The organism is Cellulomonas edaphi, from assembly GCF_030362815.1.
Taxonomy (GTDB): domain Bacteria; phylum Actinomycetota; class Actinomycetes; order Actinomycetales; family Cellulomonadaceae; genus Cellulomonas; species Cellulomonas edaphi.
In genome coordinates this window covers 524729-551518 of record NZ_JAUCGR010000001.1, presented here as the reverse complement: position 1 = coordinate 551518, position 26790 = coordinate 524729, and the positions used below count along the sequence as shown (strand labels likewise).

Sequence of the window (26790 nt, the reverse complement as noted above, 5' to 3'; positions counted from 1 at the left end):
ACCCGCGATGGCTGTACGAGGTGGGTGCTGCTCGTCCTGCTGGGGTCAGCGGATGCCGTGCTCGATCGCCCAGGCCACGGCCTCCGAGCGCGTGGACACGCCGATCTTGCGGTAGACGCTGCGGACCTGCGACTTGACGGTGTTGCGCGTCACGAAGAGGCGGGTCGCAATCTCCTCGAGGGTCACATCCTCGCCGAGCTCGGCGAGCACCACACGCTCGCGGCGGGTCAGGGCAACGGTGGCGGCCTCGGTGGCCTGCCGGCTCGTCTCCAGGATGGTCATGATGTCCTCCGGTTCTTGCGTGTCCCGGCTTCTGGCCGGGTCCACGATGGGCTGAGTACCGGATGAGAGCGGGTGAGAAGCGCGTTATGACGCCACTTTTCGGATCCGTCTCGATCGTGCCTCGCTGCCCCCACCGCGGCGTCGTGTTCTGCCGTCAACAATGAACCGACTCCGGGCCCGGTGATACACGGAGCCCGACTTCACGCGCCGATTCACTCGGATGGGCCACACCAATTCGCCCAGATGGGCGCAGGTGCCGCCCGGTCGCGGTCAGCCCCCGGACTGAGCCGCGTACTCGTCGGCCGTGAGGACGGGGCCCGTCTCGGTGACGTCCACCTTGAGGAGCCAGCCCGCGCCGAACGGGTCGGAGTTGACCAGCGAGGGGTCGTCGACGGCGGCCTGGTTGACCTCCGCGACGGTCCCGCTCACCGGCGAGAAGAGCTCCGAGACCGACTTGGTGGACTCGATCTCGCCGATCACGGATCCCGCGGAGAGCGTCTCGCCGACCGCGGGCAGCTCCAGGTACACGATGTCGCCGAGTGCGTCCGCGGCCACCGACGTGATGCCGACCGTGGCGGGAGCGGCGTCGTCGAGCCACTCGTGCTCGACGGTGTACTTGAGGTGGGCGGGCAGCTCGGCGGTCATGGCGGTCTCTCTCTGGGGGCTGTGCTCGGGGCTGGCTGTGCTCGGGACTGGCTGTGCTTCTGGCTAGCGAGAACGACGGTAGAAGGGAAGTGCCACCACGCGCACCTGTTCTCCACGGCCGCGCACGTCGACGAGCAGCTCGGTGCCCTCGGCCGCGTGCTCGGGCGTGACGTAGGCCATGGCGACCGGGTGGCCGAGCGTCGGGGACGGGGCGCCGGACGTCACCTTTCCGATGACCTCGCCACCGGGCGTGGTCACGGGATAGCCGTGCCGGGCCGCCCGTCGGCCGAGGCCCTGCAGCCCGACGAGCTGACGTGCCGGCTCGGCTTCGGCGCGGGCCGCGAGGGCGTCGCGCCCGACGAACGGCACGGGCCGCCCGTCGGCGTCGACCTTGTCGAGCTTGACCACGCGGCCGAGGCCCGCGTCGTGCGGGGTGGTGGTCCGGTCCAGCTCGTTGCCGTACAGCGGCATGCCCGCCTCGAGGCGCAGGCTGTCGCGCGCGGACAGACCGGCGGGCACCAGGCCGTGCGGCTCGCCGGCCTCGAGCAGCGCGGCCCACAGGGCGGGTGCGTGCTCGGCCGCGACGAACAGCTCGAAGCCGTCCTCGCCGGTGTACCCCGTGCGGGCGACGAGCGCGTCGATGCCCGCGACGGTCGCGTTCACGCTCGCGTAGTACCGCAGGGCGGCGACCGCCTCGGCCTGCGGCGTGAGGCCGGTGAGGATCTTCTCGGCGAGCGGGCCCTGCACGGCGACCAGCGCGGTCGCGAGCGAGTTGTCGACGAGCAGCGCGTCCTCACCCAGGCGCTCGACGAGCGCCTCGCGCACCACCGCGACGTTCGACGCGTTCGCGACGACCAGGTAGCGGTCGGTGCTCAGGCGGTAGACGACGAGGTCGTCGATCACGCCCCCGTCCTCCGCGCAGATCATCGTGTAGCGAGCGCGCCCCGGCTCGAGGGCCGAGAGGTTGCCCACGAGCGCACGGTCCAGCGCCCTGCCGGCGTCGGTGCCGGCGACCTCGAGCTCACCCATGTGGGAGAGGTCGAACAGCCCGGCGGCGGTGCGCACCGCCTGGTGCTCGGCGATGTCCGAGGAGTAGCGCAGCGGCATCTGCCAGCCGGCGAAGCTCGTGAGTGCGGCCCCCAGCGCCACGTGCTCGTCGTGCAGCGGCGACAGGATGTCGTCGGACATCGCATTCTCCTTCACAGCGCTCGTCATCATTCGGCGAACGCCTCGACCGGCGGGCACGAGCACACGAGGTTGCGGTCGCCTCGTGCACCGTCGATGCGGCGCACGGGCGGCCAGTACTTCCCGGCCCGCAGGCTCGCGACCGGGAACGCGGCGGTCTGGCGCCCGTATGCGTGCTGCCAGACGTCCGACGATACCGACGCGGCGGTGTGCGGCGCACCCCTGAGCGGGGAGTCCTCCAGCGGCCAGGTCCCGTCGGCGACCGCGTCGATCTCCTTGCGGATCGCGACCAGCGCGTCGACGAACCGGTCCAGCTCACCCAGGTCCTCGGACTCGGTGGGCTCGATCATCAGCGTGCCCGCCACCGGGAAGCTCAGCGTGGGGGCGTGGAAGCCGTAGTCCATGAGCCGCTTGGCGACGTCCTCCGCGGTCACACCGGTGCTCTTGGTGATCTCGCGGATGTCGAGGATGCACTCGTGCGCGACGAGGCCGGCCGGGCCGGTGTAGAGCACGGGGAAGTGCTCGTTCAGACGCGTAGCCAGGTAGTTAGCGGCCAGCACCGCGGTCTCGGTGGCCGTCCGCAGCCCGTCAGGACCCATGAGCGCGACGTAGGCCCAGGAGATCGGCAGGATGCCCGCCGATCCCCACGGCGCGGCGCTGACCGGCGCGACCCTGGTGGTCGCACCCGGCGTCGGGTCACCCGGCAGGTAGGGCGCCAGGTGGGCCGCGACCGCGACGGGGCCGACACCCGGGCCGCCACCGCCGTGCGGGATGCAGAACGTCTTGTGCAGGTTCAGGTGGCTCACGTCGCCGCCGAACTCGCCGGGCCGCGCCAGGCCGACGAGCGCGTTGAGGTTGGCGCCGTCGATGTAGACCTGCCCGCCGGCCTGGTGCACGAGGTCGCACACCTCGCGCACGTGCTCCTCGTAGACGCCGTGCGTGGACGGGTACGTGATCATGATCGCCGCGACGCTCGGGCCGTGCTGCTCGAGCTTGGCGCGCAGGTCGTCGAGCTGGATCTCGCCGTCGTCGGCCGTGGCGACCACCACCACGCGCATGCCCGCGAGCGCGGCCGAGGCGGCGTTGGTGCCGTGCGCGCTGGCCGGGATGAGGCAGATGTCGCGCGCCTCGCCATTGGCCTCGTGGAAGGCCTTGATCGCCAGCAGGCCGGCGAACTCGCCCTGCGACCCGCCGTTGGGCTGGACCGAGACGGCCGCGTAGCCCGTGATCTCGGCGAGCCAGTCCTGCAGCTGCGTGACGAGCTCGGCGTAGCCCTGCGTCTGGTCGGCGGGGGCGTAGGGGTGGATGCTCGCGAACTCCGGCCAGGAGATGGGCTCCATCTCGACCGTCGCGTTGAGCTTCATGGTGCACGAGCCCAGCGGGATCATCGTGCGGTCCAGCGCGAGGTCCTTGTCCGAGAGCTTGCGCAGGTAGCGCAGCATCGCGGTCTCGGAGCGGTGCAGGTGGAAGACGGGGTGCGTGAGGTAGGCGTCGGTGCGGCGCGCCCGCTCGGGCAGCGCCGAGCCACCGTCCGCCCAGGAGAAACCGCCGGTCCCCGGCCGCTCGACGTTCGTCACCCCGGCCTCGACGAACGCCAGGAAGGCCTCCGTCACGTGGCCGGGGTCCGTCACCTCGTCGAAGGACACCTGGACATGGTCGGCGTCCGACGCCCAGAAGTTCACACCGTGCCGGACGCCCGCGGCGACCACGTCGGCGGCCTTGCCAGGGACGTGCACGCGGATCGTGTCGAAGTAGCTCTCGTGCACCACGGCGACGCCCGACCGCCGCAGCAGGTCCGCCAGAGCGACGGAGCGCCCGTGCACCCGTTCCGCAATCGCCCGGAGGCCGTCGGGGCCGTGGTAGACGGCGTACATCGAGGCGACGATCGCCAGCAGCGCCTGGGCGGTGCAGATGTTGCTCGTCGCCTTCTCGCGGCGGATGTGCTGCTCGCGCGTCTGCAGCGCGAGGCGGTAGGCGGCGGCACCGTCGGCGTCGATCGACACCCCCACCAGGCGGCCGGGAAGCATGCGCTCGAGGCCGGTGCGCACGGCCATGAAGGCTGCGTGGGGGCCACCGCCGAACAGAGGGACGCCGAACCGCTGCGCGGACCCGACGCTCACGTCCGCACCGAGCGTGCCGGGGCTGGTCAGGAGCGTGAGGGCCAGCAGATCCGCGGCCACGGTGACGAGTGCGCCCCGCTCCTTCGCCGCGGCGATCACGGGTGCGAGGTCGCGGACCTCGCCCGAGGCGGCGACCTGCTGGACGACGACACCGATGAGGTCGCCCTCGACCTCGGGCAGGCCCTGGCTCAGGTCGGCGACAACCACCGGCAGGCCGATGGCCTCGGCGCGCCCCAGCGTCACGGCCAGCGACTGCCCGAAGAGCTGGTCGTCGAGCACGACCGTGCCCGCCTTGTTGCGCTGGCCGCGCCACATGAGGGCCACCGCCTCGGCGACCGCGGTGGCCTCGTCGAGCAGCGACGCGTTCGCGATGTCCAGGCCGGTCAGGTCGGTGACCATCGTCTGGAAGTTGAGCAGGGCCTCGAGGCGGCCCTGGCTGATCTCCGGCTGGTACGGCGTGTACGCGGTGTACCAGGCGGGCGACTCGAGCACGTTGCGACGGATCACCGCGGGCGTGATCGTGTCGGAGTACCCCTGGCCGATCATCTGCGTGAGCACACGGTTCTTGCTCGCGATGGTCCGCAGCGCGGCCAGCACCTCGACCTCGCTGCGCGCCGAGGGCAGGTCCAGCGGGCGCCCGCTGCGGATGGACTCGGGGACGGCCGCGTCGATGAGCGCATCGAGGGTCTCGTAGCCCACGGTCGCGAGCATCCGGGCGGTCTCGGTCCCGCGGGGGCCGATGTGGCGGTCCGCGAAGTCGGCGGCTGCGGGCGTGTGCTCGACGGCGGTCACCGGCACCGACTCGGCGTGGATGGGCGGGATGAACTGAGGATTCGTCACGTGCTGCTCCGCAGGGGCTCGCCCGGCTGACGCCGGGACGGACGGTGGGCCTCCCCGCTCTGTCATCCGTGTGCGGGCACACGACCTGAGAGTTTTGCCGGTCCGCCACGCCCTGACGGGCTCGGGGCGCGCCGGCTTGCACCGTCGGTGGGTCCGTCGCCGGACCGCTTTCCAGAGTTGCCTCGCCGCGGCGGTACAGGGGCCTGAGAGTTTCCCGGGGAGGGTTGCTCCTTCGGCGTCCCGCCACACGTGCGGGAGCTCTCCCGCCGCGGTTCGAGCAGCGTGTTCAGTTGTGCGGCCCAGGGTACCGGCCCGATCTGCCGACCGGCACCGCCGCCCACGTGGCGGGCCTCCACGGACCCGGGCCCGGCTGCGACGTGGCCAGCGCCGGGTTGGGCGACCGAGGTCCGGGTTACGCCGGGAGCGTGTCGTGGCCAGCGCCGGGTGTGGTCGGACCGAGGTCCGGGTTGCGTCGCGGCCAGCGACGCCCTCGGCGTCGGGATCAGCCCCGCGATCGGCGGGCGGGGATTCGGGCGCGCAGGTGCTCGAGCAGGATGTCGAGCTCCTCGTCGCCGGCCGGCGCGAGGCCGCCCCCTCGACGGCCGCGCGGGCACACGACGAGCGTGACGCCCGACCGCAGGCCGATGGCCAGCCCGCGCGCGCCGAGGTCTCCTACGCGCGCGTCGACGACCTGGACGGCCGCCACCGCCTCCCATCCGACGCGGAGGAGGCGGGAGGGCCGCCGTCCGCCGTCCCAGAGCTCGACCTCGCCGGTGCACCAGGTCAGGACCAGGGGGGCGACGCGACCCGGTGGTACCGAACGCTCACCGCCCGCCGCGGCCACTGCTCCCGGCAGTGACTGGTCGGCCCACGCGGCGACAGCGTCCCACCCAGGTCGACGGGCGCGGACGCGGCGGATCCGCCCCTCGTGCCCGCGCGAGAGCCCGAGCATCACCGATCCCACGAGGAGCACGTGCCCCGCCAGCCACATGGCCGCGTGCAGGCACGTCTGCGCGCGTTCGGCCCGTGGTGCGGTGCCGATCCAGAGCGCGGTGGAGGCGGCGAACATGCCACCGACGGTCGCGAAGGGCACGAGCCAGGGCGCTCGTTCTCTCGTCATGTGCGGGGAACCTTCTCGTGCGGAGGGGCAGGGGTGGGGCTGGGGGCCTTGACCGGATCCACGGTGTCGACCGTCTCGACGGTGTCGACGATGGCGTCGAAGAGGTCGAGGAAGCCCGCGGCAGCGTCGACCATGGGGGTGCCGAACGTGAGCAGCACGATGTCCGCAGCGCCCGGCAGGTCGAGCCAGTAGTCGGCGCGGAAAACGGGCGCCCCTGGCACCGGTGATCCGGGCGGCGCGCCGACACTTGTGCGACGCAGGAGTGCACCGCGCTCGGCCGTGACGAGCACCGCAGTGTTCGGACCTCGCGCGAGCTCGTCCGCCAGGGCGCTCAGCTCGTCGCCTCCCGCACGCGGGACGCGGTAGCCGGCGAGCGCGGCCGGCAGCGGCACGTCGCGCCACTGCATCACCGACAGCGCCAGCAGGAAGGCCCCCGCACGGGCAGCGGTGCGCGCCTGCTGGCCGAGCGCGGCGCGCGCCTCCGCGCGCAGTGCTGCGCGGTGGTCGCCGCCGAGTCGCTGCTCGACCAGGGCGGCGATCGAGCGTTCGCGCGCCCGGTCCGAGGTCGGGTCGACCAGCCACCACGACGCCGGAAGGAGGAGCGTCACGGGAGCCCCGGAAGCAGGCAGGTGTTCGGCGGGCACGCTTCCAGCAGGCACGCTTCCAGCAGGCACGCTTCCAGCAGGCACGCTTCCAGCAGGCACGCTTCCAGCAGGCACGCTTCCAGCAGGCACGCTTCCAGCAGGCACGCTTCCGGCTGGCGCAGTGCCGGCAGGCGCTCCAGCCCGCGGCGCGCCGCCTTGGACCGCCTGGTTGCCGGTCACGGGCCGACCGCCGGGAGGTGCAGCACCCGCCGCGCGTCGCCGTCCCCGTGGATGTTCCCCAGGCTCTGCAGCGCGTGGAGCGCACCCGGCGCGTAGTCGTCCGGGCCGAAGGCCCAGTCCGCCAGGTCCTGCGGGCCGACCACCGCGTCGGTGGACGTGAGCGCGTACGCGCCCGCCGCGGTGCGCCGCCATGTGTGCGAAGCCCGGACGGCGGCGGCCGTCTCCGGCGAGACCGCGAGGAGGGTCGGAGAGATGCTCCGCACGGCCTCGATGTCCTTGGCCAGCTCCGGGTCGCCGAGCATGCGGACCGCGAACGTCGCACCCTTGCTGTCGGCCCACCACTCGCGCAGCGTCTTCGACCCCCGGATCTCGCGCCCGTCGCGGATGGCCCGCAGCTCGACCCGAGGATCGAACGCGTCTCGGAACGCCTTGCGGCCGCTTGCCGCTGTCATCGCCTCGATGGCACCCGCCCGCGACAGCAGCTCGGGCGGTTCGCCGACGAGCCCGCGCAGGACGTCCTGGGAGCTGCCGGTGCGAGGGACGCCGGGCGGCCGGAGATGCGGCGGGCGGGCCGCGAGGCGTCCGGCCTCGCGCCGCGCGGTGCCGGCAGCGACCTTCGTCGTCGTGCGGGCCATGGTCCCGACGCCCTTGCCCACGCCGCCGGGAATGAGGCCCGCGGCGTCCCACACCACGTCGCCCCAGGTGACGTCGTCGTCCGCGGAGGCGAGCGCGATGTCCGCCACCAGCTTGACCGCTGCCGCGAGGAACGCGGCGAGCGCGAACAGCTCCCCGAGGCCCGGCACCCAGCACCCGATCAGGGCGAGGATGCCGCACACGTTCGCCACGACGTCGGCCACGGCAGCGACCGTGGTCAGCACCGTCTTGCCCCAGTCCTGCCACCAGCCGTCGCCGAGCCCGTCGTGCAGCGACGCGCGGATCTGCTCGGCCGCGGTCCGGGCGGCGGCGTCCCGCGCGGCCGCTGCGCGTTCGAGGTCGGAGCGCGCAGCCTCGACGCGGCGGCGTGCCTCCTGCTGGTCGTCCGCGGCCGCGGCGAGCTCGCGTGTGCGAGCGGGGACCTCGTCGGGTGGCGCCGCTTCGAGCGCGGCACGAGCCGCCGCCGCCCGTGCGTCGGCGTCGCGCGCGTCGACGTCGGCCGACCTGCCGGCGCGCACCGCCGCGCTCGCTGCACCCTGGGCTGCGTCCAGCCGCACGGCGTACGCACCCAGCGCCCGTCCCGCGTTCGCGTAGCGGCCGCGGGCGCGGTCGATGCGCTCCGCGACGTCGGACGCCTTGCGGGACGCAGCCTCCACCGACTCCGCGACGTCCCGGCGTCGCGCGGCGATCTCGCGCAGGCGCCGGGCGGCCACGGCGATCGTGTCGGCGACGTCCGAGTACCGCTGCGAGGCACGTCGGACCGCCACGGGGTCGCCGTCGAGCGGGAACCAGGACGTGGTCACGACCCGCCCCGGAGTGCGGCGGCGAAGGCCCGGTCGAGGTTCTCGAAGCCCTCGCCGATCGCCTCGCACGCGCGCGCCAGCCACGCGATGTCCTGAACCATCTCCGCGCGGCGGTCGTCCCAGCCGTGGGCGAGGTCGCGGACCGCCGCCGCCAGGTCCGCATCGCCGACGGCGTCGGCTACCGCTTCGCTGTGCGCGTTCGCCGCGTCGAACTCCTCGGCGACCGCGCGGAGCGCCGCCCCGGCCTCGCGCAGGCCGGCCGTGTCGACCGCGAGCCCGTCGCCCATCTCGTTCCCCCTGGTCCGCGTGATCAGCCGCGCAGCGCTGCCGCGAGCTGCTTGTCGGTGTCCTCGAGCGCGTCGGACGCCTTGCGCAGGTAGTCGCCGAGGCTCGACAGGCCGCCGATCAGCTCCGTGGCACCGTGCGAGAACTTCCGGTACGCCTCGCCGAACGCCACCGACGCCTGGTCGGTGACGAAGCCGGACGAGACGAGGCCCTCGATGAATCCCTTGAGCTCGTGGAGCGTGGTGGTGATGTCCTCCTGACCCGTGCTGAGCCGGGTCGCCGCGTCGCGCATCTCGCCGTAGGAGACGTTGAGGTTGGCCATGTGTTCCTCCAGGTGGTGGGGCCGGCAGACGGTGCCCGCCTGGCTGCACCGTAGGAGGGATCGAGTCCGCTTCGTCCCGGTTTTCCACAGGCTCAGTCGGCGACCGGGACCTGCACGCGGCGGAGCCGTCCGTGCTCCACGTACACGCCCCGCCCCGGTGGGAACTCGGAACGGGCCGAGCGAGGGAACGGGGTCCGGAAGAGGGCGTCGCCGTCGAGGTAGTCGGGCTGCAGCACGAGCCCCCGACGGGCCGCGCGGGCCTCCGCGACCAGCGGCCACGAGGAGGACCACGCACTGGTCTCCGCCTCGGCCAGCACCAGCTGCTCTCCGCCCCGCGCCGCGCGGACCAGGTCGGTCAGGGGCTGCTCCGCCGGTCCGCCCAGGAAGTCGGCAAGGCCTTCGACCACGATCAGGAGGGGCCGGTCCGTGAACGACCCGAGCACCGTGCGAGCCAGACCTGCGGCGGAGTCCGGGTCCAGGGCGACGTCCGTCCAGCTGCCGGCCGTGGGCACGGGCGAGCGCCGGATCCCGACGTAGTACCTCGGCAGGTCCGGCCGCCAGCGCCGGAGCGCGGCGCACAGGGCGAGGAGCGCCGTCGTGCGGCCGCTGCCCGGCATGCCGGCCAGGATGAACGTGCCGCGCGGCTCGAACCCGAGCGCCGCGAGCGTGTCGTCGGCGATCCCTAGCGCGGGCCGCCCGGACACCGTGGCCGGAAGGTCGGCCAGGGAGACGAGCGCCGGCAACCGTCGCACGGGCTCGGGTCGCTCGCGCGGGGGCATCGCGGCGGCGACGGCAGCCAACGCTCGCGCCTGCTCGGCCGGGCTGCTGGCTCCCCCGGGGACGGCGATCTGGATCTCGGCGCCCTGGCCCGCGAGCACGGCGCGACCGGGCGGCGACCCGGGGTGGAGGACGTCCCTCGGCGCGTCGAGGAGGCCGTAGGCGGACTCGTCGGCCTGCCGCAGCACCAGGCGGCGCTGCACGCTCCCGGCGAGCGCGGTGGGGAGCGCACCCGGACGCTCGCACGTCAGCACCACGTGGATCCCGAGCGGACGCCCTTCGGCGACGACCCGCTGCAGCGCCGTCCAGGCACCGGATCGGCCGACGTCCGCCTCGTACGTCTCGCGGAAGGCCGCGAGCCCGTCCACCAGCAGCAGCACGCGCGGTTCGTCCGGCCGCGCGGCGAGGCGCCGGTACTCGGCGAGGTTTCCCGCGTGCGCGGCCGCGTACCGCGCGCCCCGCTCGTCCAGCAGGTCCCGCAGCCGGTGCAGGAGGCGGACGACGCGCTCGGTGTCGGCGCCGTCCACGACTGCCCCGACGTGGGGCAGCGCCTCGAGCATGGCCAGCCCGCCCGCACCGGAGTCGATGGCGTAGACGTGCACGGTCCCGGCGGCCGCACCGCAGGCGAGCGTCCGGAGCAGGGTCGACTTCCCCGAGCCGCCCGTGCCGAACACAGCCAGGCAGCCGTCCTCGTCGGGCCGCCACTCGGCCACCGGCTGGCGCTGCCGGGCGGGCTGGTCGGCGAGGCCGAGCACGAAGCCGTCCCCGGGAGCCTCGAGCGCGCTGAGGTCGATCGATGCGGGCAGCTCGGGCAGCCAGGGCCGCCTCGGCGCTGGCATGCCGACCGCCGCGCCGCGCACCGCGTGGACGACCCGTTGCAGGTCGGTGGGCCCGTCGTCCGTCTCCCCGCTCCGCTCGACGGGTGGGTGCTCCCACCGTTCGCCGGCCCCGAAGGAGAAGCCCTCGACGGTGACCGACGGGCGGCGCGGCCCGGCTGACGAGCCCGACGCGTACGCGGACTGGAACATCGCCACGCGACCCGGGCCGGTCCGCACGGCGGCGCGCCCGGGGATGGCCGGGTCGAAGCCCGCCGCGAGCGCGGTGCCCAGCACGTCGATCGAGTCGTTCTCGTCGGCCATCCGCAGCGCGACGCGCAGGTTGGTGTTCGCGCGGAGGTTGTCCTTGATGACGCCCGCGGGGCGTTGCGTGGCCAGGATCAGGTGCAGGCCCAGCGACCGGCCGCGCTGGGCCACGTCGACGACGCCGTCGACGAACTCGGGGACCTCGGTGGCGAGCGCCGCGAACTCGTCGACCACGATCACCAGCGCCGGAGGCGCCTCCGGGTCGCCCGCCCGCTCGAGGTCGAGGAGGTCCTTGACGCCCTTGCGGTGGAACAGGTGCTCGCGATGACGCAGCTCCGCGCGCAGGGAGGTCAGCGCGCGGCGTACGAGGTGCGGCGACAGGTCCGTGACCAGGCCGACACAGTGCGGCAGTCGCACGCAGTCCGCGAAGGCGGCGCCGCCCTTGTAGTCGACGAGCAGGAAGGTCACGCGATCCGGGCCGTGCGCCGCGGCCATGCCCAGCACCCACGCCTGCAGGAACTCGCTCTTGCCCGAGCCCGTGGTGCCGCCGACGAGCGCGTGCGGGCCCTGCGCGCGCAAGTCGAGCACGAGCTGACCGGCCGACCCGAGCCCGACGAGCGCGCGCAACCCCGCGTCATGCCGGCGACCCGCGGACGGAGGCGTTCCGGCCAGCACCGACCCCGTCTCCCGCCACCGCTCGAGCACCGCGGGCGTGCGGTCCGCGATCTCCGGGCCGGCGAGCTCCAGGAAGCCGATGCTGCGCGGCAGGTCGTGCGCGTCGAGCACCGGCGCACCGGCGTCCACGACGGCGGCCAGCCTGCGCGCCACGTCCCGGGCAGCGTCGAGCCGCTCCGGACGCACCGTCGTGGCGGTTTGCGCCACGACGTCGCTCACGACCGCCGAGCCGTCGGGCCGCGAGCTGACGAACGTGCGGCACGCTGCGGGCAGGCGTTCCGGGCTCGCCGCGCGCCACAGCACGTGGACGCCGACCGCGGGACCGACCTCGGCGAGCCGGACCAGGCGTGCCCGGTCGGCCTGCGCGTCGTCCTCCACCACCAGCAGAACGGCGGGCACGGCCTCGTCCCTGCCGGCAACCAGACCCTCCAGCCGCGTGACGAGGTCGGTCGCCGCGGTGGGGTGGGCGGCGAGGTGCGGGCCGACGAGCGGGCTGTGCGGCGACTCGGTGTGCGGCAGCCACGCGAGCCACTCCCATCGGTGCCGGCTCGCCGGCCCCGCGACGGCGACGACCACCAGCTCGGCGGGCGAGTGGAGGCAGGCGAGCTGCGCGACGAGCGCCCGCGCCACTTCCTCGGACCCCGGACCCGCGACACCGATCGCCCCGCAGGTCCGCAGGTCGGCCGTGATCGGCACCTCGTCGATGTCTGCGTGCCTGGCGCGCATCGCGGCCAGCGCGCGCCAGTGCCCGACCGCCGAGCGTCCACGCGCCGGCAACCGCACCGTCGTCCGCGAGGCCGCGCACCCGAGACCGAGGCGCACGTGCAGGAACTCCGCGTGCTCGGGTCGCCGGGACCAGAGCAACGGCGTGCGCTGCTGCGCGGCCGCGACGGCCTCCTGCGTGGACGGGTGCTCGGCGAGCCGGGCGGCTCGCTCCGCCCGCGCGGAGGCGGCGAGGTCCTCCTCGAGTGCCGCCAGGGTGGCGGCGAACTCGGCACCGTGCTCGCGCTCGCGGCGACGGGCGCTGCGGCGCTGGTCCGCGAACGCCGCCACCGCCAGCAGCGGGCTCAGGGCCAGGAACACGAGCGTCACGGCGCTGCGCATGACCGCGAACAGCACGACGCCGATCAGCAACGGCGCGACGAGCGCGAGCAGCGGCAGCCGGGCCGGCGGCGCCGGATCGGGCGGGGTGGGTGCCTCGACCGTCCGCTCGCTGAACGTCGGGACCAGGCGCGGGGAGCGGTTGAAGGCGACGACGGCGCCGTCGCCGTCCCCTGGCTCGGCGGCGAGCGGCGTCACGCGCAGCACCGAGTCGCCCAGCAGCACGTAGTCCGACGGCCCGACCACCGCGCGGTCCACCCGTCCGCCGTCCACCACGACGCCGTTCGAGGAGCCCGCGTCGATGATCTCCACGCGAGCGCCGACGTGGATCCGCGCGTGCGTCCGCGAGACCATCGGGTCGTCGAGGAGCACGTCGCAGCCGTCGCCCCGTCCGACCGTCGCCAGGCCCCGCGGCAGCTGCACGTCGAGCCCCGCGACCGGGCCCGTGACCACCTGCACGCGCGCGCCCGCCACCCGGTCGTCGTCCGCCGGGGCGACGAGCCGGACCAGCGAGCCCGCGTGCAGCGCGACCTCGCTCGCGAGGCCCGCGCGCGGCAGCACGGCGGCGAGCTCGTCGCCGGGGTGCTGGACGTGCAGGGTCAGCGTGCCCTGCTCCGGCACCGACGCGAGCGCGTCCGCGACGTCACCCACCGTCGCGTCCGCGTCCGCCGCGACGACGACGTCGAGCGACTCGTCTCCTCGCACCAGCGTGATCCTGGTCCGCACCCGTGCCCCTCCTGCCCGTACCTCCGCTCCCGGCCAGAGCCGCTGCCGGTCGGCGGGGACGCTAGCCACCCTCGGGCGCAGGCGTCCCGCGTTGTCCCCAGGTGCGTGGATCGACGCGTCCGGCAGGCAGCGGCATGGTTACCCTGGCCACGTGCCCGTCGCCCGTAAGGCCGTCGTCGTGGTGGTCTCCGACCGCTCGGCCGCTGGCCTGCGCGAGGACCGCTCCGGGGCCGTCGCGCGTGAGCTGCTGGAGGCCGCAGGGTTCGAGGTCGAGGTCCGCGTGATCCCCGACGGCGCCGAGTCGGTGCAGGCCGCGCTGGCGTCGGCGACGGGCGCGGCCCTGGTGCTGACGTCCGGCGGCACGGGCGTGACCCCGAGGGACCAGACGCCGGAGGGGACGCGCCCGTTGCTCACGCGCGAGCTGCCCGGCATCCCCGAGCTGCTGCGACGCTCGGGCTCGGTCGCCACCGCCGTCCTCTCCCGCGGGCTGGCGGGGGTGACGGCCGGCGGCACCGTGGTCGTCAACCTTCCCGGCTCGCCCCACGGGGTGGCCGAGGGCGTGGAGGTGCTCCTGCCCCTGCTGCCCCATCTGCTCGACCAGGTGGCGGGCGGTGACCACCGATGATCGCGCGGATCCAGGAGGAGCCGCTCGACCTGCTGTTTCACGTGGAACACGTGGGTTCGCCGATCGCCGGGGCGGTGGCGACGTTCGCGGGGCTGGTCCGCGACCACGATCCATCGGTCGAGGGCCGGGTCGTGGCGCTGGAGTACTCCGCGCACCCCGACGCGGCCGACGTGCTCGCCCGCATCGCCCGTGAGGTCGCCGACGACGACGACGTGCTCGGCGTGGCCGTGAGCCACCGGCTCGGCCACCTCGAGGTGGGGCAGGCGGCGATCGTCGCGGCGGTGTCCAGCGCGCATCGCGCAGCCGCGTTCGAGGCGTGCCGCCGCCTTGTCGAGACCGTCAAGGCGGAGCTGCCCGTGTGGAAGCGTGAGATTCTCGCGGACGGCTCGCACGTGTGGGTGGGGATGGCATGACGCTCGTCGACAGATTCGGCCGCCCGCACCACGACCTGCGGATCTCGCTGACGGACCGCTGCTCGTTGCGCTGCACGTACTGCATGCCGGCCGAGGGCGTCCCGTGGCTCGCGCGCTCCACCATGCTGAGCACGGAGGAGATCATCCGCGTGGCCCGCGTGGGGGTCGAGAACGGCATCACCGAGATCCGGCTCACGGGCGGGGAGCCTCTGCTGCGGGTCGACGTCGTGGACATCGTCCGCCGGCTCACCTCGCTGCCGGGAGCGCCCGAGGTCTCGCTGACCACCAACGCGCTGCGGCTGCCGGCGCTGGCCGCGCCGCTCAAGGACGCCGGGCTGAGCCGCGTGAACATCAGCCTCGACACGCTCGACCGCACGCGCTTCATGGAGCTCACCCGCCGCGACCGGCTCGTCGAGACGCTCGCGGGCATCGCGGCGGCCGACGCTGCCGGCCTGCACCCGGTGAAGATCAACGCGGTGGCCATGCGGGGCGTGAACGACGACGAGGTGGTCGCTCTCACCCGGTTCGCGGTCGACCACGGCTACCAGATGCGCTTCATCGAGCAGATGCCGCTCGACGGCGGCCACACGTGGGACCGGACGCAGATGGTGACCCAGGCCGAGATCCTCGACCGCCTGACCAGCGCGTTCACGCTCACCGAGGTCGAGAGTCGGGGTGCGGCCCCCGCCGAGCTCTGGTACGTCGACGGCGGCCCGCAGACCGTGGGCGTCATCGCGAGCGTCACGGCACCCTTCTGCGGCGCGTGCGACCGCCTGCGGCTGACCGCCGACGGCCAGCTCCGTGCCTGCCTGTTCTCCGAGGCCGAGGTCGACACGCGGCAGATCCTGCGCACCGGCGGCGCCGACGAGCAGCTGGCCGACGCCTATCGCCGGTGCCTCGCCGGCAAGAAGGCCGGTCACGGCATCGGCGAGCCCGGGTTCCACCAGCCCGACCGGCCGATGAGCGCGATCGGCGGCTGACCCGCCCTCAGCCGCCCGCGAACGGGGGCAGCACGTCGAGGGTGGCGCCGTCGGGCACGGGCTCGTCGGCCTCGACGCGGCGGCCGTCCGCGAGCAGCGCGCACCGCTCGAGCACGCCGGCCAGCGCGGGGTGCCGCTCGACCAGCACCGCACCGACGGGCCCCGCCGGCAGCTGCTCCGCGTCCACGCCGGCGGCCTCGGCAGCCGCAGCGAAGTAGCGGACCGTGATCACGCGGAGCCGTCCAGCCCGGTGGCCCACTGCGCAGCATGCTGCTCGACGATCCGCAGGATGCGCTCGACGTCCTCGGACGTCCCGCCGGCGGACGCCAGCCCCGCGACGAACAACGACACGGGCACCGCGGGCCGCGCCACCTGGTGCGCCACGTCGCTGGCCAGGTCCAGCACGCGATCGATGTCCACGAGCGCGCGGTCCACCCCGACCTCGGTGGTGAGGCGGTCCACCCACGCGGGCAGGTCGGCTCCGGGCGCGCGTCGGGGGTCCTGGCTCATGGGCTCGATCGTGCCACGCAGCTCGGCGTCCAGACGATGCACGTCGGACCAGGTGTCGGCGTCCGCACCCAGGTTCGCGTCGTCGGGGACGTCCACGAGGTCGAGCCCGGCCACCAGCGCGCGCGTCGCGCGGCCCGCGGGGTCACCGAGGCGCGAGAACGCGTCGTCAAGCGCGGCGCGGGAGTACACCGCGAGGAGGTGCTGCGGCCGTCCGTGCGTCACGAGCCGCGCGCCGTCGGTGCCGTCGACCGCCGCGAGCAGTGCCGGGAGCGCCGCCGGGCCGCGGGGGGCGTCGCAGGCCAGCACCGCGACGAGCGGCGAGGTGGACGCGCCGAGGTGTGCGAGCCCGGCCGCGAGCCCCGCCACCGGGCCGCCTCCAGGGGGCGACTCGAGCACGCGGTCGATGCCCGGGCGCGACACCTGCGGCGGTCCGACGACCACCACCGAGGCCGCGTCCGCGAGGCCGTCGAGCACGTGGTCGAGCATCGCCCTCCCGGCGACCTCGACCTCGGCCTTGACGACGCCGCCGAGCCGGGTCCCGCCGCCGCCCGCCAGGACGACGGCATCGAATCTCACGCGCGCACCCAGTCGCCCGACTTCCCGCCCGTCTTGGCCTCGAGCCGCACGTCCGCGATCGACACGGACTTGTCCAGGCCCTTGACCATGTCCACGACCGCCAGCGCGGCGACCGACACGGCGGTGAGAGCCTCCATCTCGACGCCGGTCCGGTCCGCCGTGCGGACGGTCGCCGTGAGGTGCACGCCGTCGTCCTCGACCGACAGGTCGACGACCGCGCCGTGCACACCGATCACGTGCGCGAGCGGCAGGAGCTCGGCCGTGCGCTTGGCGGCCGCGATGCCGGCGATGCGCGCCACGGCGAGCACGTCCCCCTTCGGCACGTCGCCCGAGCGCAGCGCGGCCACGACGTCGGGCCCGCACGCCACGCGGCCCGAAGCCGTCGCGGCCCGCACCGTGGGCTGCTTGTCCGTGACGTCGACCATGCGGGCGTGACCGGCCGCGTCGAGGTGAGTGAACCTGCTCATGGGACCACCTTCAGCACGTGGAGCGTGTCGCCGACGAGCACCTCGTCGACCTCGGCAGGGACGACGGCGAGGCCCTGCGCCTGGGCCAGCCGTGCCACCAGGTGCGAGCCCGAGCCGCGCGCGGTCGCGGGTGCCACGCGGTCGTCGCGCACGAAGCGCACGGGCATGAGCTGCGCGCGCCCCGGCGGCGTCCGCCAGCCCTCGTCGGCCACCGCCGCGACGGCCGGCCGCTCGACGGAGGCGAACCCGAGCATGCGGCGGACGGCGGGCCGGACGAACAGCTCGAACGAGGCGAAGGAGCTCACGGGGTTGCCCGGGAGGGTCCAGATGGGGGTCCCGGCCGGGAGTCGCCCGAGCCCCTGCGGCTTGCCCGGCTGCACCGCCACGGGGACGAACTCGACGCCGGGCTGAGCCAGCAGCGCGGCCTTGACCACGTCGAACGCGCCCATGCTCACGCCGCCCGAGGTCACGATGCCGTCCACCGACTCGTCGGCGTCGAGCTCGAGCAGCAGCGCCAGCAGCGCGGCGGGGTCGTCGGCCACCGGGCCCAGGCGCAGCGCGGTGGCGCCCGCGTCCGTCACCGCGGCGGCGAGGAGCCACGAGTTGGAGTCGGGCAGCTGCCCACGGCGCACGGGCGTGCCGGGAGCGACCAGCTCGTCGCCCGTGGACACGACGGCGATCCGCGGTCGGCGGTGGACGAGGGCGGTCGCGCGGCCCGTCGAGGCGAGCGCCGCGAGGTGCGGGGGACGCAGCTCCGCCCCCGCGACCAGCACCAGGTCGCCGGGGACCGCGTCCTCGCCCGCGCGCCGGACGTGCGCCGCGGGCACCGGTGTCACGCGGATCTGCACGTGCGTCGTGCCGCCGTCGGTCTCCTCCACGGGGACCACCGCGTCCGCTCCGGCCGGGATCGGCGCGCCGGTCATGATGCGGGCCGCGGTGCCCTGCGCGACGACCGCCTCGTCGGCCGAGCCCGCCGGAAGGTCGACGACGACCGGCAGCACCACCGGCACGCTCAGGACGTCCGCGCGCCGGACCGCGTACCCGTCCATCGCGGAGTTGTCCCAGCGCGGCAGGGGCTCGTCGGTGCGGACGTCCTCGGCGAGGACCAGGCCCAGCGCGTCGGCCAGGGGCGTCTCGACGGCGCCGAGGGGAGCGGCGAGGGCGAGCGCGACCGCCCGATGCTCGTCCAACGTCCGCACGCCATGCCTCCCGTCCCGCTGTGATCCTGCCAGAGCGCGCTACGACGGTACGCGAGTGCTCCACGCCTGGATCCCGCCGGCCAGGTGGGCGGCGTCGACCCCGGCGGCGCGCAGCACCTGGGCGGCGACCGCGGACCGGGATCCCACGGCGCAGTGCACGACGACGGGCCGCCCGCGCGGCACCTCGTCGAGGCGGCTGCCGTCCAGCAGTGCGCCGAGCGGGATCAGGCGCGCGCCGGGGATGGACGCCACGGCGGCCTCTGCCGGCTCGCGCACGTCGATCAGCACCACGTCGGCGCGCCGGGCGACCAGCTCGTCGACGGTGACGGTGGGGACCCCGTCGTCCACACCGAACGCGGGGTCCTCCCCATCGAACGCGGGGTCCTTCACACCCAACGCGGCGGAAGCGGCGGAAGCCGCGGGAGCAGCGCCCACGGGACGCTCCCGCCCACCCGCGCGCGCGCCCACCAGCGGCACCTCGCTCCATCGCGCACGCAGCGCGTCGACCACGAGCACGCGCCCGAGGAGCGGTTCGCCGACGCCCGTGACCAGCTTGACCACCTCGGTAGCCATGACCGAGCCGACCTGCCCGCACAGTGCGCCCACCACGCCGGCCTCGGCGCACGACGGGACCGAGTCCGGCGGGGGTGGTGCCGGGAACAGGTCGCGCAGCGTCACCCCCGCCCGGTCCCAGAACACCGCCACCTGTGCGTCGAACCGCAGCACCGATCCCCAGACGACGGGCAGGCCCAGCCGGGCACACGTGTCGCTGACCAGGTAGCGCGTCGGGAAGTTGTCCGTGCCGTCCACCACGAGGTCGTACCCGGCCAGGATCTGCTCGGCGTTGCCGGCCGTGAGCCGCACCGGGTGGGTGATGACGTCGACGCCGGGGTCGAGCGCCGCGATCGCCGACCGTGCGCTGTCCACCTTGAGGCGCCCGACGTCCGTCGTGGCGTGGATGACCTGTCGCTGGAGGTTGCTCACGTCGACGAGGTCGTCGTCCACGATGCCCAGCGTGCCGACGCCGGCCGCGGCGAGGTACTGCAGCACGGGGGCGCCAAGCCCACCGGCGCCCACCACACACACGCGCGCGGCACGCAGGCGGCGCTGCCCGGTCACGCCGATGCCCGGAAGCAGCAGGTGCCGCGAGGCGCGCGCGGTCTGCTCGGCCGTGAGCGGTGGGCCAGGTTCGACGAGCGGGGCGATCACCCGCCCAACCTACGTCCACCGAGCCGCACGGCCGCGGGGGTCACGCGGTGAGCGTGGCCTGCCAGGCGGTGATCCGGTCCGCCGCCTCGCGCACGACGTCCACCGACGAGGCGAACGAGAGCCGCACCCACCGGTGCCCGTCCACCGGGTCGAAGTCGGTGCCCGGCGTGAGCGCCACTCCCGCCTCGTCGAGCAGGCGTGCGCACCACGTCACCGAGTCGATGCCCGAGGCGGAGATGTCGGCGTACAGGTAGAAGGCACCATCGGCGGGCGCGACCCGCGACCAGCCCAGCGCCGGCAGCCGGGACAGCAGGAGCGCGCGCGTGTCGGCGTACCGCTCGACGTTCGCGCGCGCGGCGGCCATCCCCTCGTCACTGAACGCCGCCACGCCGGCGTGCTGGGCCAGCGCCGGCGGGCAGAGGGCGACGTTGCCCGCGAGCGCGTCGACCGGCGACACCAGGTCGTCCGGCAGCACCAGCCATCCCAGGCGCCAGCCCGTCATGGCCCAGTACTTGGAGAACGAGTTCACGACGACGGCACCGTCGCCCAGGTACCGCGCGGCGGTCGGCACCGGCTCCTCGGAGTAGACGATGCCGTGGTAGATCTCGTCGCTGATCAGCCGCACGCCGTGCTCGCCGCACCACTGCGCCAGCGCGGCGAGCTCCGCCGCGTCGATCATGGTCCCCGTCGGGTTCGCCGGGCTGGCGACCACCAGGCCCTCGACCGGCTCGTCGAGCGCCTCGAGCTGCGCGACCGTGGGCTGGTAGCGGGTCTCGGGACCGCACGGCAGCTCGACCACCTCGCACCCGAGCGCGGCGAGGATGTTGGTGTAGGCCGGGTAGCCGGGACGGGCCAGGGCCACGCGGTCACCGACGTCGAACGCCGCGAGGAACGCGAGCAGGAAGCCGCCCGACGAGCCTGTGGTGACCGCCACCCGCGCCGGGTCGACGTCGACCCCGTACCAGGCGCCGTAGTGCCGGGCGATCGCCGCGCGCAGGCCTGGTGCGCCCAGGGACTCGGTGTACCCGAGGTCGCCCGCGGTGAGCAGCTCGATCGCGCGGTTGCGCACCACGTCCGACGCGCCGGTGGACGGCTCCCCGGCGCACAGGTTCAGCACGTGCTCACCGGCGGCGCGCCGGGCGTTGGCGGCGGCCAGGATCTCCATCACGGCGAACGGCGGGACGTGTGCTCTCGCGGCGACCTTCACGCGGCCATTGTTCACCCGGCGGCGTCAGGGGGCGGGCTGGTACCGCAAGCCGTCGAGCACCAGCCGGAGCGGCAGCCTGCTGGCGGCCGGGTCCTTCGAGTCGCCGGCGGCGACGCACACGCCGCTGACCGCACGCAGGACGTCCATCGTCTCGACGTCCGTGCGCACGGTGCCCTCGGCCTGAGCCGCGCCCAGCAGTGCCGAGCCCGAGGTCTGCAGCTTCTCGTGCACGTCCGCGAACACGGTGGACGCCCCGTCCCCGAGTGCGGAGCGGAGCGCGCCGGCCAGCCCGCGCTTGGAGGCCGCGTAGGCCACGAACTCGAGCAGCCAGGCCTCGAGCGCCTCGCTGGGCGGAAGGGCCGCCCGCAGGCGATCGCCGGACGCGCACAGCTCGTCGACGTTGTGCCGGTAGACCTGCTCGATCAGCTCGATGCGCGTCGGGAAGTTGCGGTACAGCGTGCCGACGCCGACCCCGGCGCGGCGGGCGACCTCTTCCAGCGACACGTCGGTGCCCGCCTCGTCGAACATGTCGCGGGCGGCGGCGAGCAGCTTCTCCCGGTTGCGCGCGGCATCGGCGCGCAGCGGCCGCGCGCTCCCCGTCGTGACACCTGCCGGACCCACGCGCACCCTTCCCCGACGTCGACAGCAAGAAACCGGTTGCTAAACGGAGGGAGCCTCCGTATAGTTCCAAGCGGAGGCTCTCTCCACTTCCCCACATCCTACGCCGCGGAGGCCCGCGTGTCTGTGCACCCCTCCTCCGCCGGCCGACTCGCCTCGCCGCGACTCGTGCTGGCGGCCATCCTCACCACTCAGCTCATGCTCGTGCTCGACGCCACCATCGTGAACGTCGCACTTCCCGACATCCAGGAGTCGCTCGGCTTCACGCCCACCGGGCTGTCCTGGGTCATGAACGCCTACACGCTCGCCTTCGGAGGACTGCTGCTCCTCGGGGCTCGCGCCGGAGACATCCTGGGCCGCCGCCGCGTGCTCATCACGGGGGTCGGGCTGTTCACGCTCGCCTCGTTCGTGGGCGGCTTCTCGCAGTCGCCCGGCCAGCTGCTCTCCGCGCGCGCGGTCCAGGGGGTCGGCGCCGCGCTGGCGGCCCCGTCCGGCCTGGCCCTGCTCATGGCCCGGTTCCCCGAGGGCCGCGAGCGCACGCGGGCCATCGGCTACTACTCGGCGGTCTCGATCGGCGGCTCCGCGCTGGGCCTGATCGCCGGCGGCATGCTCACCCAGTGGGTGTCCTGGCGCTGGGTGCTCTTCGTGAACGTCCCGATCGGCATCGCGCTGGTGATCCTCGCACGCGCCGTCCTGCCGGAGACGCCCCGTCACCGCGGCCGCTTCGACCTCATGGGTGCGGCGACGTCGACGATCGGCATGACCTCGCTCGTGTACGGGTTCGTGCGCGCAGCGACCGAGGGCTGGACCGACCCGGGCACCGTCGCGGCGTTCACGATCGGCGCGCTGCTGCTCGCCGCGTTCGTGCTTGTCGAGCTGCGCGCGGAGGCCCCGATCACGCCGCTGCGGCTCTTCGCAGACCGGCAGCGCTCGGCCGTCACCGTCGCTCGGCTCCTGCTGGTGGCCGGGATGATGGGCATGTTCTTCTTCCTGACCCAGTTCCTGCAGGACGTCCTCGGCTACTCGCCGCTCGCGACCGGCGTCGCGTTCCTTCCTCTGACGCTCATGCTCTTCGTGATGTCCCGGGTGAGCGCCACGCTGATGCCCCGCCTCGGCATGCGCAGCCTCATGGTGGGCGGCCTGACCCTCTCCACGGCCGGGCTGCTGATCCTGTCCCAGATCTCCGCGGACTCGGGCTACGTCGCGGTGCTCGTCCCGCTGCTGCTGTTCGGCACGGGCAACGGTCTCGCGTTCGTGCCGCTCACCGCGGCCGGCCTGGCGGGTGTCGCCCCGCAGGACGCCGGGGCCGCGTCGGGACTGGTGAACGTCAGCCAGCAGGTGGGCGGCTCGCTGGGTCTCGCCATCCTGGTGACCGTCGCGACATCGGGTGCGACGAACGCGACCCCGACGGGATCGACGGCCGAGCAGATCGCGCAGCATGCGTTCGTGGTCGGCGCCGACCGGGCGTTCCTGGTCTCCGCGCTGTTCATCGCGGCGACCGTCCTGCTGCTGGCGCTCACCGTCCGCCCTCACCGGTCGACTGCGCCCGCGACGGGCGCCTCGGTCGTCACGCCGGCGGACGAGCGGGACCTCGCGCTGGTCGACTGAGCGTCCGATCGGCCGCGGCCCCGCGCGGGGTCGCGGCCGATCCACGCGTCACGCCGTCGCGGCCCGCACGTGCTCCACCACGCCGTCCGCGGCCGCCTCGAGCTGGGCCAGGCAGACCTCGAAGTCCTCCGGACCGCCGTACCAGGGGTCGTCGACGTCGAGGTCGTCCGGGTCGGCGGCCGGGTCGAACTGTCGGTACATCACCACGCGCTCGGCCACCTCGGGGTCTGCGGCTCGACGCAGCGCCCGCGCGTGCGCGGCGGTCATGGCGAGCACGAGGTCCCGCGCGGGCAGGTCCGCCGGCGAGAAGCGGCGCGCCCGGTGCGAGCCCGCCGGGTCGTACCCGTGCGCGACGAGCACCGCGCGAGCCCGCCGGTCGATCGGGTTGCCCCGCTCCTCGTCGCTGATCCCCGTCGAGTCGACCTCGACGTCGAGGCCGGCAGCCTCGAAGCGGGCCCGCAGCACCACCTCGGCCATCGGCGAGCGGCAGATGTTGCCCGTGCAGACGGTCATCACGCGGTAGGTCACACGGGACAGCATGGCTGACCACGGTGCCGGGCGCAGCGTGCAGCGCGCCCGGCACCGCGACGCGTCAGCGCACGCGCACCTTGTGGGTGACGCTCACGCGGACGTAGGACGACGAGCCCTCGTAGGTCGCCGTCACCGTCGAGGCCCGCACGATCCGGGGCAGCCGCACGGAGACGCGGCCCGAGTGCACCGCCTTCGTCGCGACCTTCTTGCCGTCGACCCGCACGGTGACCGAGCCGCTCGGCGCGACCGGTCCGCTCACCGTCACGGTCACCACCGGCCGGGCGTGCTTCTTCACGGTCCAGGCGGCCGACGAGATCGCGACCTTCGGCCTGGCCTTGGTGACCGTGAGCGACACCGCGCCCGATGAGCCGGTGACGGTCGTCGTCCCGGCGTAGACGGCCCGGAGCGCGTGCTTGCCCACCGCGAGCGTGCGCGGCAGCGTGACGACCGCCTTCCCGGTGCGGCCCGTGACCACGAGGCGGCCCGTCGCGAGCCGCTTGTCGCCCTCGCGGATCTCGACCGTGCCCGTGGCGGGCGCCGTCGCACCCGCGACGGTCACGGTCGCCGTCGCGGCGGTCCCGAACGAGGTGGTGGGGACCCTGACCTTCGTGGTGCTCGCCGAGCGGGCGATCGTCACGGTCGCGACGGTGGACGTGGAGCCGGCCCAGTCGCTACCGGACGGCGTGAACGTCGCCGAGAGGGCGTGGGTGCCGACGCCGAGCGCGGTGCTCGTGACCGCCGTGCCGGCCGCGACCGGCACCGTGCCGAGCGAGCGCGTGCCGTCCCGGAAGGTCACGGTCCCCGTGGCCGCCTGCGGCGCGACGCTCGCGGAGAGCGTCTGCCGGGTCCCGTAGGAGCGCACGCCGCTCACGGCGAGCGCGGTCGACGTCGCCGCCGGGCCGAACACGTGGCTCGTGCTGCCCAGGCGCAGGAACACCGTCTCGCCCGTGGCGTCGAGCACGCCGTCGTTGTCCGTGACCGCGTAGACCTGGCCGTCGATGCCGATGGTCAGGCCCTCGAGCTTCTCCTGCGTCCACCCCGCGGTGGCCCGCAGGTCGGGAAGCACGTCGTGCGCGAGCGTCTTGGTCAGGGGTGCGACCGCGCCGGGGGCCGGGTCGGCCGGGATCTCGACCGTGTAGATGCGCTTGACCGCGGCCGCGGGCCCGTTGAGCTTGTCCCGCTCGATCACCGCCAGGGTGTCGTCGTCGACCGCCACGACCTCCGAGAGCCCGAGCCAGTCCCCGGTCACGGCGGTGGTCTCGAGCGGGTAGGCGAACCAGGTCCAGGCCTGCGTCGCGACGTCGTACCGACCGAGCCGCGCCGTGCCGGCCAGCCCGCCGGGATCGGTCGACAGCCCGCGCTGCAGGGCGACCCACACGTGCTCGCCTGCGTCGTCCGAGAGGGTCGTGACGCCCTCGATGCCCCACTTGTCCAGGCCCGCGGCCACTTCGGCGGGGAGGCTGACGCGCTCCTCGACGGCCCCGGCGTCGGACGTGCGCACCAGCTGGTTGCCTGCCCCGGTCGCCCCCTCGACGCCCAACCAGAAGCCGCCGGCGGGACGCGAGGCGATGCCCTCGACGTCGAGCGTGACGCCCGCACCGCCCTCGGTCACGCGCACGGCACGGTCGATCACGACCGGGGTCTTCGAGACGTCGAGCGACAGCAGGCGCGTGTCCGCGTACGCCGCGTCGGTGGCCGACCACAGGTGCGTCGCATCGGCGCGGTCGGGCGTGAGCGCACCGAGCGCCCCCCAGCCGATCGGGCTGCCCGCGACGTCGGCCGACACGACCGACGGGAACGTCGCCGGTGCGGAGGCGAAGGCCGGACCGCGGCCGAACACCGTCACGGACGAGCGCACGTTCTTGGCGGCGTCGTCGGTCTCGCTGGAGACCAGCAGGAGGTCGCGCGAGGGGACCGGAAGGATGCCCTCGGGCCCGTTGGTGGTGGCCAGGACCTGCACGAACGCCGGGTCGAGCGCATCGCTCACGTCGTAGACAGCCACGAAGTTGGACCGCTCGGACCCGACGAACGCGTACGGCGTCCCGCCGAGGGTGGCGACGGCCAGGCCCTCGATCTCGACGCCCTTCTTGGCCGCGCGGTCCTCGGAGTGCAGGCCGGTGCGCACGGCCAGGCGCTCGAGCGAGTTCCCGGCGTCCCACACGGGAAGCCCGGTGGTGGTGTCGAACACGGACCAGCCGCGCGTGCCGCCCTTCCAGTCACCCTCGTTGGCCGTGGCGACGTGCGTCGCGTCGAGCCACGCGATCGCGTCGGGCTCGCGCGGCGTGGCCGGGATCGAGCCGGTCTGGTCGATCACGGCGTTCTTGACCACGTCGATCCCGCTGACCGCGACCGAGCCCGCGGTGAACGCCTTGTCGATCGTCCCGCTCGCGATGTCGATGAGGACGACGCCGTTGTTCTCCTGGAGCGTCAGGGCCACCGTCGAGCCGGTCGGGTCGATGGCCACGTACTCGGGCTCGGGGTCGGACGGCGCGGTCACGCCTGCGAGCGCCGACTCGGGGAGGTCGACCCGGCGCAGCGACCAGTCCGCGGGCGCCGTCTTCGAGGGGAGGTCGACGAGCTGCACGAAGCCGCCGGGGGCCTGCGGCAGGTCCCCCTTGCTCCCGCCGGCCGGCTTGAGCTCCTCGTCGCGCTGGTTCTCGATGGCGATCGCCGCGTGCGTCTTGTCCGGGCTCAGCGCGATCGAGTCGGGCTGACCGCCCAGCTCGAGCGTGCGGACGACGGTGTGGGAGGCGAGGTCGACCACCACGAGCACGCCGCTCGGGGCGGTGAAGCTGGGGCTCGTGTCCACGACGACCAGCACGTAGCCGCCGACGACCGCGACCGACGTGGGCTCCGCGTGCGCGGCGAGGCCCAGGTCGGCCGCGAGGTCGAGCGTGCCCTTGCCGACGGGGTGGGCCGGGTCGGTGATGTCGACGAAGCCGATCCGGCGCGCCAGGGCGTCGGTGTGGACGAAGGTGGTCCCGTCCTCGCTCACCGCGGAGATCTCGGCGACGGTCGGGTCGGCGAGCGCCGACGTCGCGGGCCGGTTCTGGAACACGGGGTAGGTGGCCAGCCGGTGGAAGGTGCGGTCGGCGGGAGGCGCGGTCCAGCCTGCCTCGGACCACCCAGGCTCCGGGGTGTCCGCCTGTGCGCCGAGCGCACCGGTCAGGGTGGAGACGGCGGCGACGGCGAGAGTCGCCGCCGCGGCGGTCAGGGTGCGGCCACGACGACGCGGGGGCACAGGCAGCATCGAGTTCCTCCAGGTGGCGGGGGTGTCGGTCGACGCTCTCGGCTCCGGGTGTCGCCGGGCGAACGTGCAGGTGAACGGCGGCGGACGGTCGAGCGACGAGCTCGGTGTGGCCAGACGCGACATAGACGCGATATATTCGCTCCAGAACATTCGATC

Annotated in this window: 23 protein-coding genes, 1 pseudogene and 1 riboswitch; of the genes and pseudogenes, 5 read left to right on the top strand and 19 right to left on the bottom strand. The window is 74.4% G+C overall.

Annotated features, from left to right (window positions below; all coding sequences use genetic code 11):
• Positions 1 to 45 precede the first annotated feature (45 nt).
• From QRT05_RS02695 to QRT05_RS02670, 6 genes are all read right to left on the bottom strand, one after another.
• Entirely contained in the window at positions 46 to 282 is a 237-nt protein-coding gene (locus tag QRT05_RS02695; RefSeq protein ID WP_289445028.1) for a LuxR C-terminal-related transcriptional regulator, read from the bottom strand.
• A gap of 270 nt (positions 283 to 552) precedes the next feature.
• Positions 553 to 927, bottom strand: coding sequence for a glycine cleavage system protein GcvH (gene gcvH / locus QRT05_RS02690; protein ID WP_289445026.1), 375 nt, complete (start codon positions 925 to 927; stop codon positions 553 to 555).
• 63 nt (positions 928 to 990) lie between these two features.
• Entirely contained in the window at positions 991 to 2115 is a 1125-nt protein-coding gene (gene gcvT / locus QRT05_RS02685; RefSeq protein WP_289445024.1) for a glycine cleavage system aminomethyltransferase GcvT, read from the bottom strand.
• A gap of 26 nt (positions 2116 to 2141) precedes the next feature.
• Positions 2142 to 5138 carry an aminomethyl-transferring glycine dehydrogenase gene (gene gcvP / locus QRT05_RS02680; protein ID WP_407650283.1) on the bottom strand — a complete coding sequence of 999 codons (2997 nt, stop codon included), beginning with the start codon at positions 5136 to 5138 and terminating at the stop codon, positions 2142 to 2144.
• A gap of 115 nt (positions 5139 to 5253) precedes the next feature.
• A riboswitch (glycine riboswitch) is annotated at positions 5254 to 5348 on the bottom strand.
• A 226-nt stretch (positions 5349 to 5574) separates the two neighbouring features.
• Positions 5575 to 6192 (bottom strand): hypothetical protein, encoded by a 618-nt coding sequence (locus tag QRT05_RS02675; protein ID WP_289445022.1) that lies wholly within the window; start codon positions 6190 to 6192, stop codon positions 5575 to 5577.
• Positions 6189 to 6800 (bottom strand): hypothetical protein, encoded by a 612-nt coding sequence (locus QRT05_RS02670; protein WP_289445020.1) that lies wholly within the window; start codon positions 6798 to 6800, stop codon positions 6189 to 6191. Before QRT05_RS02670 ends, QRT05_RS02675 begins: the two co-directional genes overlap by 4 nt.
• Between QRT05_RS02670 and QRT05_RS15535 the strand changes: the two are divergent.
• Positions 6683 to 6937: pseudogene (locus QRT05_RS15535) on the top strand (pentapeptide repeat-containing protein); the annotation flags it as partial. The gene QRT05_RS02670 and the pseudogene QRT05_RS15535 sit on opposite strands and share 118 nt — an antisense overlap.
• A gap of 75 nt (positions 6938 to 7012) precedes the next feature.
• Here QRT05_RS15535 and QRT05_RS02665 read toward each other — a convergent pair.
• The 4 genes from QRT05_RS02665 to QRT05_RS02650 form a co-directional block, all read right to left on the bottom strand.
• A complete protein-coding gene (locus QRT05_RS02665; protein ID WP_289445018.1) occupies positions 7013 to 8473 on the bottom strand; it encodes a hypothetical protein in 1461 nt (486 codons plus the stop codon).
• Entirely contained in the window at positions 8470 to 8760 is a 291-nt protein-coding gene (locus QRT05_RS02660; RefSeq protein WP_289445017.1) for a hypothetical protein, read from the bottom strand. Before QRT05_RS02660 ends, QRT05_RS02665 begins: the two co-directional genes overlap by 4 nt.
• A 23-nt stretch (positions 8761 to 8783) precedes the next feature.
• A complete protein-coding gene (locus QRT05_RS02655) occupies positions 8784 to 9080 on the bottom strand; it encodes a WXG100 family type VII secretion target (RefSeq protein ID WP_289445016.1) in 297 nt (98 codons plus the stop codon).
• Between the two features lie 92 nt (positions 9081 to 9172).
• Positions 9173 to 13420, bottom strand: a complete 4248-nt coding sequence (locus QRT05_RS02650; protein ID WP_289445015.1) for an FtsK/SpoIIIE domain-containing protein — start codon at positions 13418 to 13420, stop codon at positions 9173 to 9175.
• Positions 13421 to 13592: 172 nt separating this feature from the next.
• On the opposite strand from QRT05_RS02650, the gene QRT05_RS02645 reads away from it, so the two are divergent.
• From QRT05_RS02645 to moaA, 3 genes are read left to right on the top strand one after another with little or no spacing between them, the layout of a single operon-like run.
• A complete protein-coding gene (locus tag QRT05_RS02645) occupies positions 13593 to 14066 on the top strand; it encodes a MogA/MoaB family molybdenum cofactor biosynthesis protein (protein ID WP_289445014.1) in 474 nt (157 codons plus the stop codon).
• Positions 14063 to 14479: a molybdenum cofactor biosynthesis protein MoaE gene (locus QRT05_RS02640; RefSeq protein WP_289445013.1), complete on the top strand. Its 417-nt coding sequence runs from the start codon at positions 14063 to 14065 to the stop codon at positions 14477 to 14479. Before QRT05_RS02645 ends, QRT05_RS02640 begins: the two co-directional genes overlap by 4 nt.
• Positions 14476 to 15459 (top strand): GTP 3',8-cyclase MoaA, encoded by a 984-nt coding sequence (gene moaA, locus QRT05_RS02635; protein ID WP_289445012.1) that lies wholly within the window; start codon positions 14476 to 14478, stop codon positions 15457 to 15459. The genes QRT05_RS02640 and moaA overlap by 4 nt, the downstream gene beginning before the upstream one ends.
• A 7-nt stretch (positions 15460 to 15466) precedes the next feature.
• Here moaA and QRT05_RS02630 read toward each other — a convergent pair whose 3' ends face one another.
• The 7 genes from QRT05_RS02630 to QRT05_RS02600 are packed head-to-tail and all read right to left on the bottom strand — an operon-like array spanning position 15467 to position 21248.
• Positions 15467 to 15691 (bottom strand): MoaD/ThiS family protein, encoded by a 225-nt coding sequence (locus tag QRT05_RS02630; RefSeq protein WP_289445011.1) that lies wholly within the window; start codon positions 15689 to 15691, stop codon positions 15467 to 15469.
• Positions 15688 to 16545, bottom strand: coding sequence for an NTP transferase domain-containing protein (locus QRT05_RS02625; protein ID WP_289445010.1), 858 nt, complete (start codon positions 16543 to 16545; stop codon positions 15688 to 15690). Before QRT05_RS02625 ends, QRT05_RS02630 begins: the two co-directional genes overlap by 4 nt.
• Complete coding sequence (gene moaC, locus QRT05_RS02620; RefSeq protein ID WP_289445009.1) at positions 16542 to 17012, bottom strand: cyclic pyranopterin monophosphate synthase MoaC; 471 nt, start codon at positions 17010 to 17012, stop codon at positions 16542 to 16544. The genes QRT05_RS02625 and moaC overlap by 4 nt, the downstream gene beginning before the upstream one ends.
• Positions 17009 to 18211 carry a molybdopterin molybdotransferase MoeA gene (locus tag QRT05_RS02615; protein WP_289445007.1) on the bottom strand — a complete coding sequence of 401 codons (1203 nt, stop codon included), beginning with the start codon at positions 18209 to 18211 and terminating at the stop codon, positions 17009 to 17011. The genes moaC and QRT05_RS02615 overlap by 4 nt, the downstream gene beginning before the upstream one ends.
• A gap of 39 nt (positions 18212 to 18250) precedes the next feature.
• Positions 18251 to 19420 (bottom strand): ThiF family adenylyltransferase, encoded by a 1170-nt coding sequence (locus QRT05_RS02610; RefSeq protein ID WP_289445005.1) that lies wholly within the window; start codon positions 19418 to 19420, stop codon positions 18251 to 18253.
• Between the two features lie 40 nt (positions 19421 to 19460).
• Positions 19461 to 20627 carry a pyridoxal phosphate-dependent aminotransferase gene (locus tag QRT05_RS02605; RefSeq protein ID WP_289445003.1) on the bottom strand — a complete coding sequence of 389 codons (1167 nt, stop codon included), beginning with the start codon at positions 20625 to 20627 and terminating at the stop codon, positions 19461 to 19463.
• A gap of 24 nt (positions 20628 to 20651) precedes the next feature.
• The gene (locus QRT05_RS02600; protein WP_289445001.1) at positions 20652 to 21248 is read right to left on the bottom strand and encodes a TetR/AcrR family transcriptional regulator; all 597 of its coding nucleotides are present in this window, start codon (positions 21246 to 21248) and stop codon (positions 20652 to 20654) included.
• Between the two features lie 117 nt (positions 21249 to 21365).
• On the opposite strand from QRT05_RS02600, the gene QRT05_RS02595 reads away from it, so the two are divergent.
• On the top strand, positions 21366 to 22853 hold the full coding sequence (locus QRT05_RS02595) for an MFS transporter (RefSeq protein ID WP_289444999.1): 1488 nt from the start codon (positions 21366 to 21368) through the stop codon (positions 22851 to 22853).
• Positions 22854 to 22901: 48 nt separating this feature from the next.
• Here the strand turns inward: QRT05_RS02595 and QRT05_RS02590 are convergent, their stop codons facing one another.
• Together QRT05_RS02590 and QRT05_RS02585 are read right to left on the bottom strand one after the other, a co-directional pair.
• Entirely contained in the window at positions 22902 to 23393 is a 492-nt protein-coding gene (locus QRT05_RS02590; protein WP_289444996.1) for a low molecular weight protein-tyrosine-phosphatase, read from the bottom strand.
• Positions 23394 to 23445: 52 nt separating this feature from the next.
• Entirely contained in the window at positions 23446 to 26634 is a 3189-nt protein-coding gene (locus QRT05_RS02585; RefSeq protein WP_289444995.1) for an esterase-like activity of phytase family protein, read from the bottom strand.
• Between the last annotated feature and the right edge of the window lie 156 nt (positions 26635 to 26790).

Bases quoted from the DNA above. Each gene is read 5' to 3' on its own strand.
- QRT05_RS02695 (WP_289445028.1), bottom strand. From the start codon at position 282: ATGACCATCCTGGAGACGAGCCGGCAGGCCACCGAGGCCGCCACCGTT.
- gcvH (WP_289445026.1), bottom strand. From the start codon at position 927: ATGACCGCCGAGCTGCCCGCCCACCTCAAGTACACCGTCGAGCACGAG.
- gcvT (WP_289445024.1), bottom strand. From the start codon at position 2,115: ATGTCCGACGACATCCTGTCGCCGCTGCACGACGAGCACGTGGCGCTG.
- gcvP (WP_407650283.1), bottom strand. From the start codon at position 5,138: ATGACAGAGCGGGGAGGCCCACCGTCCGTCCCGGCGTCAGCCGGGCGA.
- QRT05_RS02675 (WP_289445022.1), bottom strand. From the start codon at position 6,192: ATGACGAGAGAACGAGCGCCCTGGCTCGTGCCCTTCGCGACCGTCGGT.
- QRT05_RS02660 (WP_289445017.1), bottom strand. From the start codon at position 8,760: ATGGGCGACGGGCTCGCGGTCGACACGGCCGGCCTGCGCGAGGCCGGG.
- QRT05_RS02655 (WP_289445016.1), bottom strand. From the start codon at position 9,080: ATGGCCAACCTCAACGTCTCCTACGGCGAGATGCGCGACGCGGCGACC.
- QRT05_RS02640 (WP_289445013.1), top strand. From the start codon at position 14,063: ATGATCGCGCGGATCCAGGAGGAGCCGCTCGACCTGCTGTTTCACGTG.
- moaA (WP_289445012.1), top strand. From the start codon at position 14,476: ATGACGCTCGTCGACAGATTCGGCCGCCCGCACCACGACCTGCGGATC.
- moaC (WP_289445009.1), bottom strand. From the start codon at position 17,012: ATGAGCAGGTTCACTCACCTCGACGCGGCCGGTCACGCCCGCATGGTC.
- QRT05_RS02590 (WP_289444996.1), bottom strand. From the start codon at position 23,393: ATGCTGTCCCGTGTGACCTACCGCGTGATGACCGTCTGCACGGGCAAC.
- QRT05_RS02585 (WP_289444995.1), bottom strand. From the start codon at position 26,634: ATGCTGCCTGTGCCCCCGCGTCGTCGTGGCCGCACCCTGACCGCCGCG.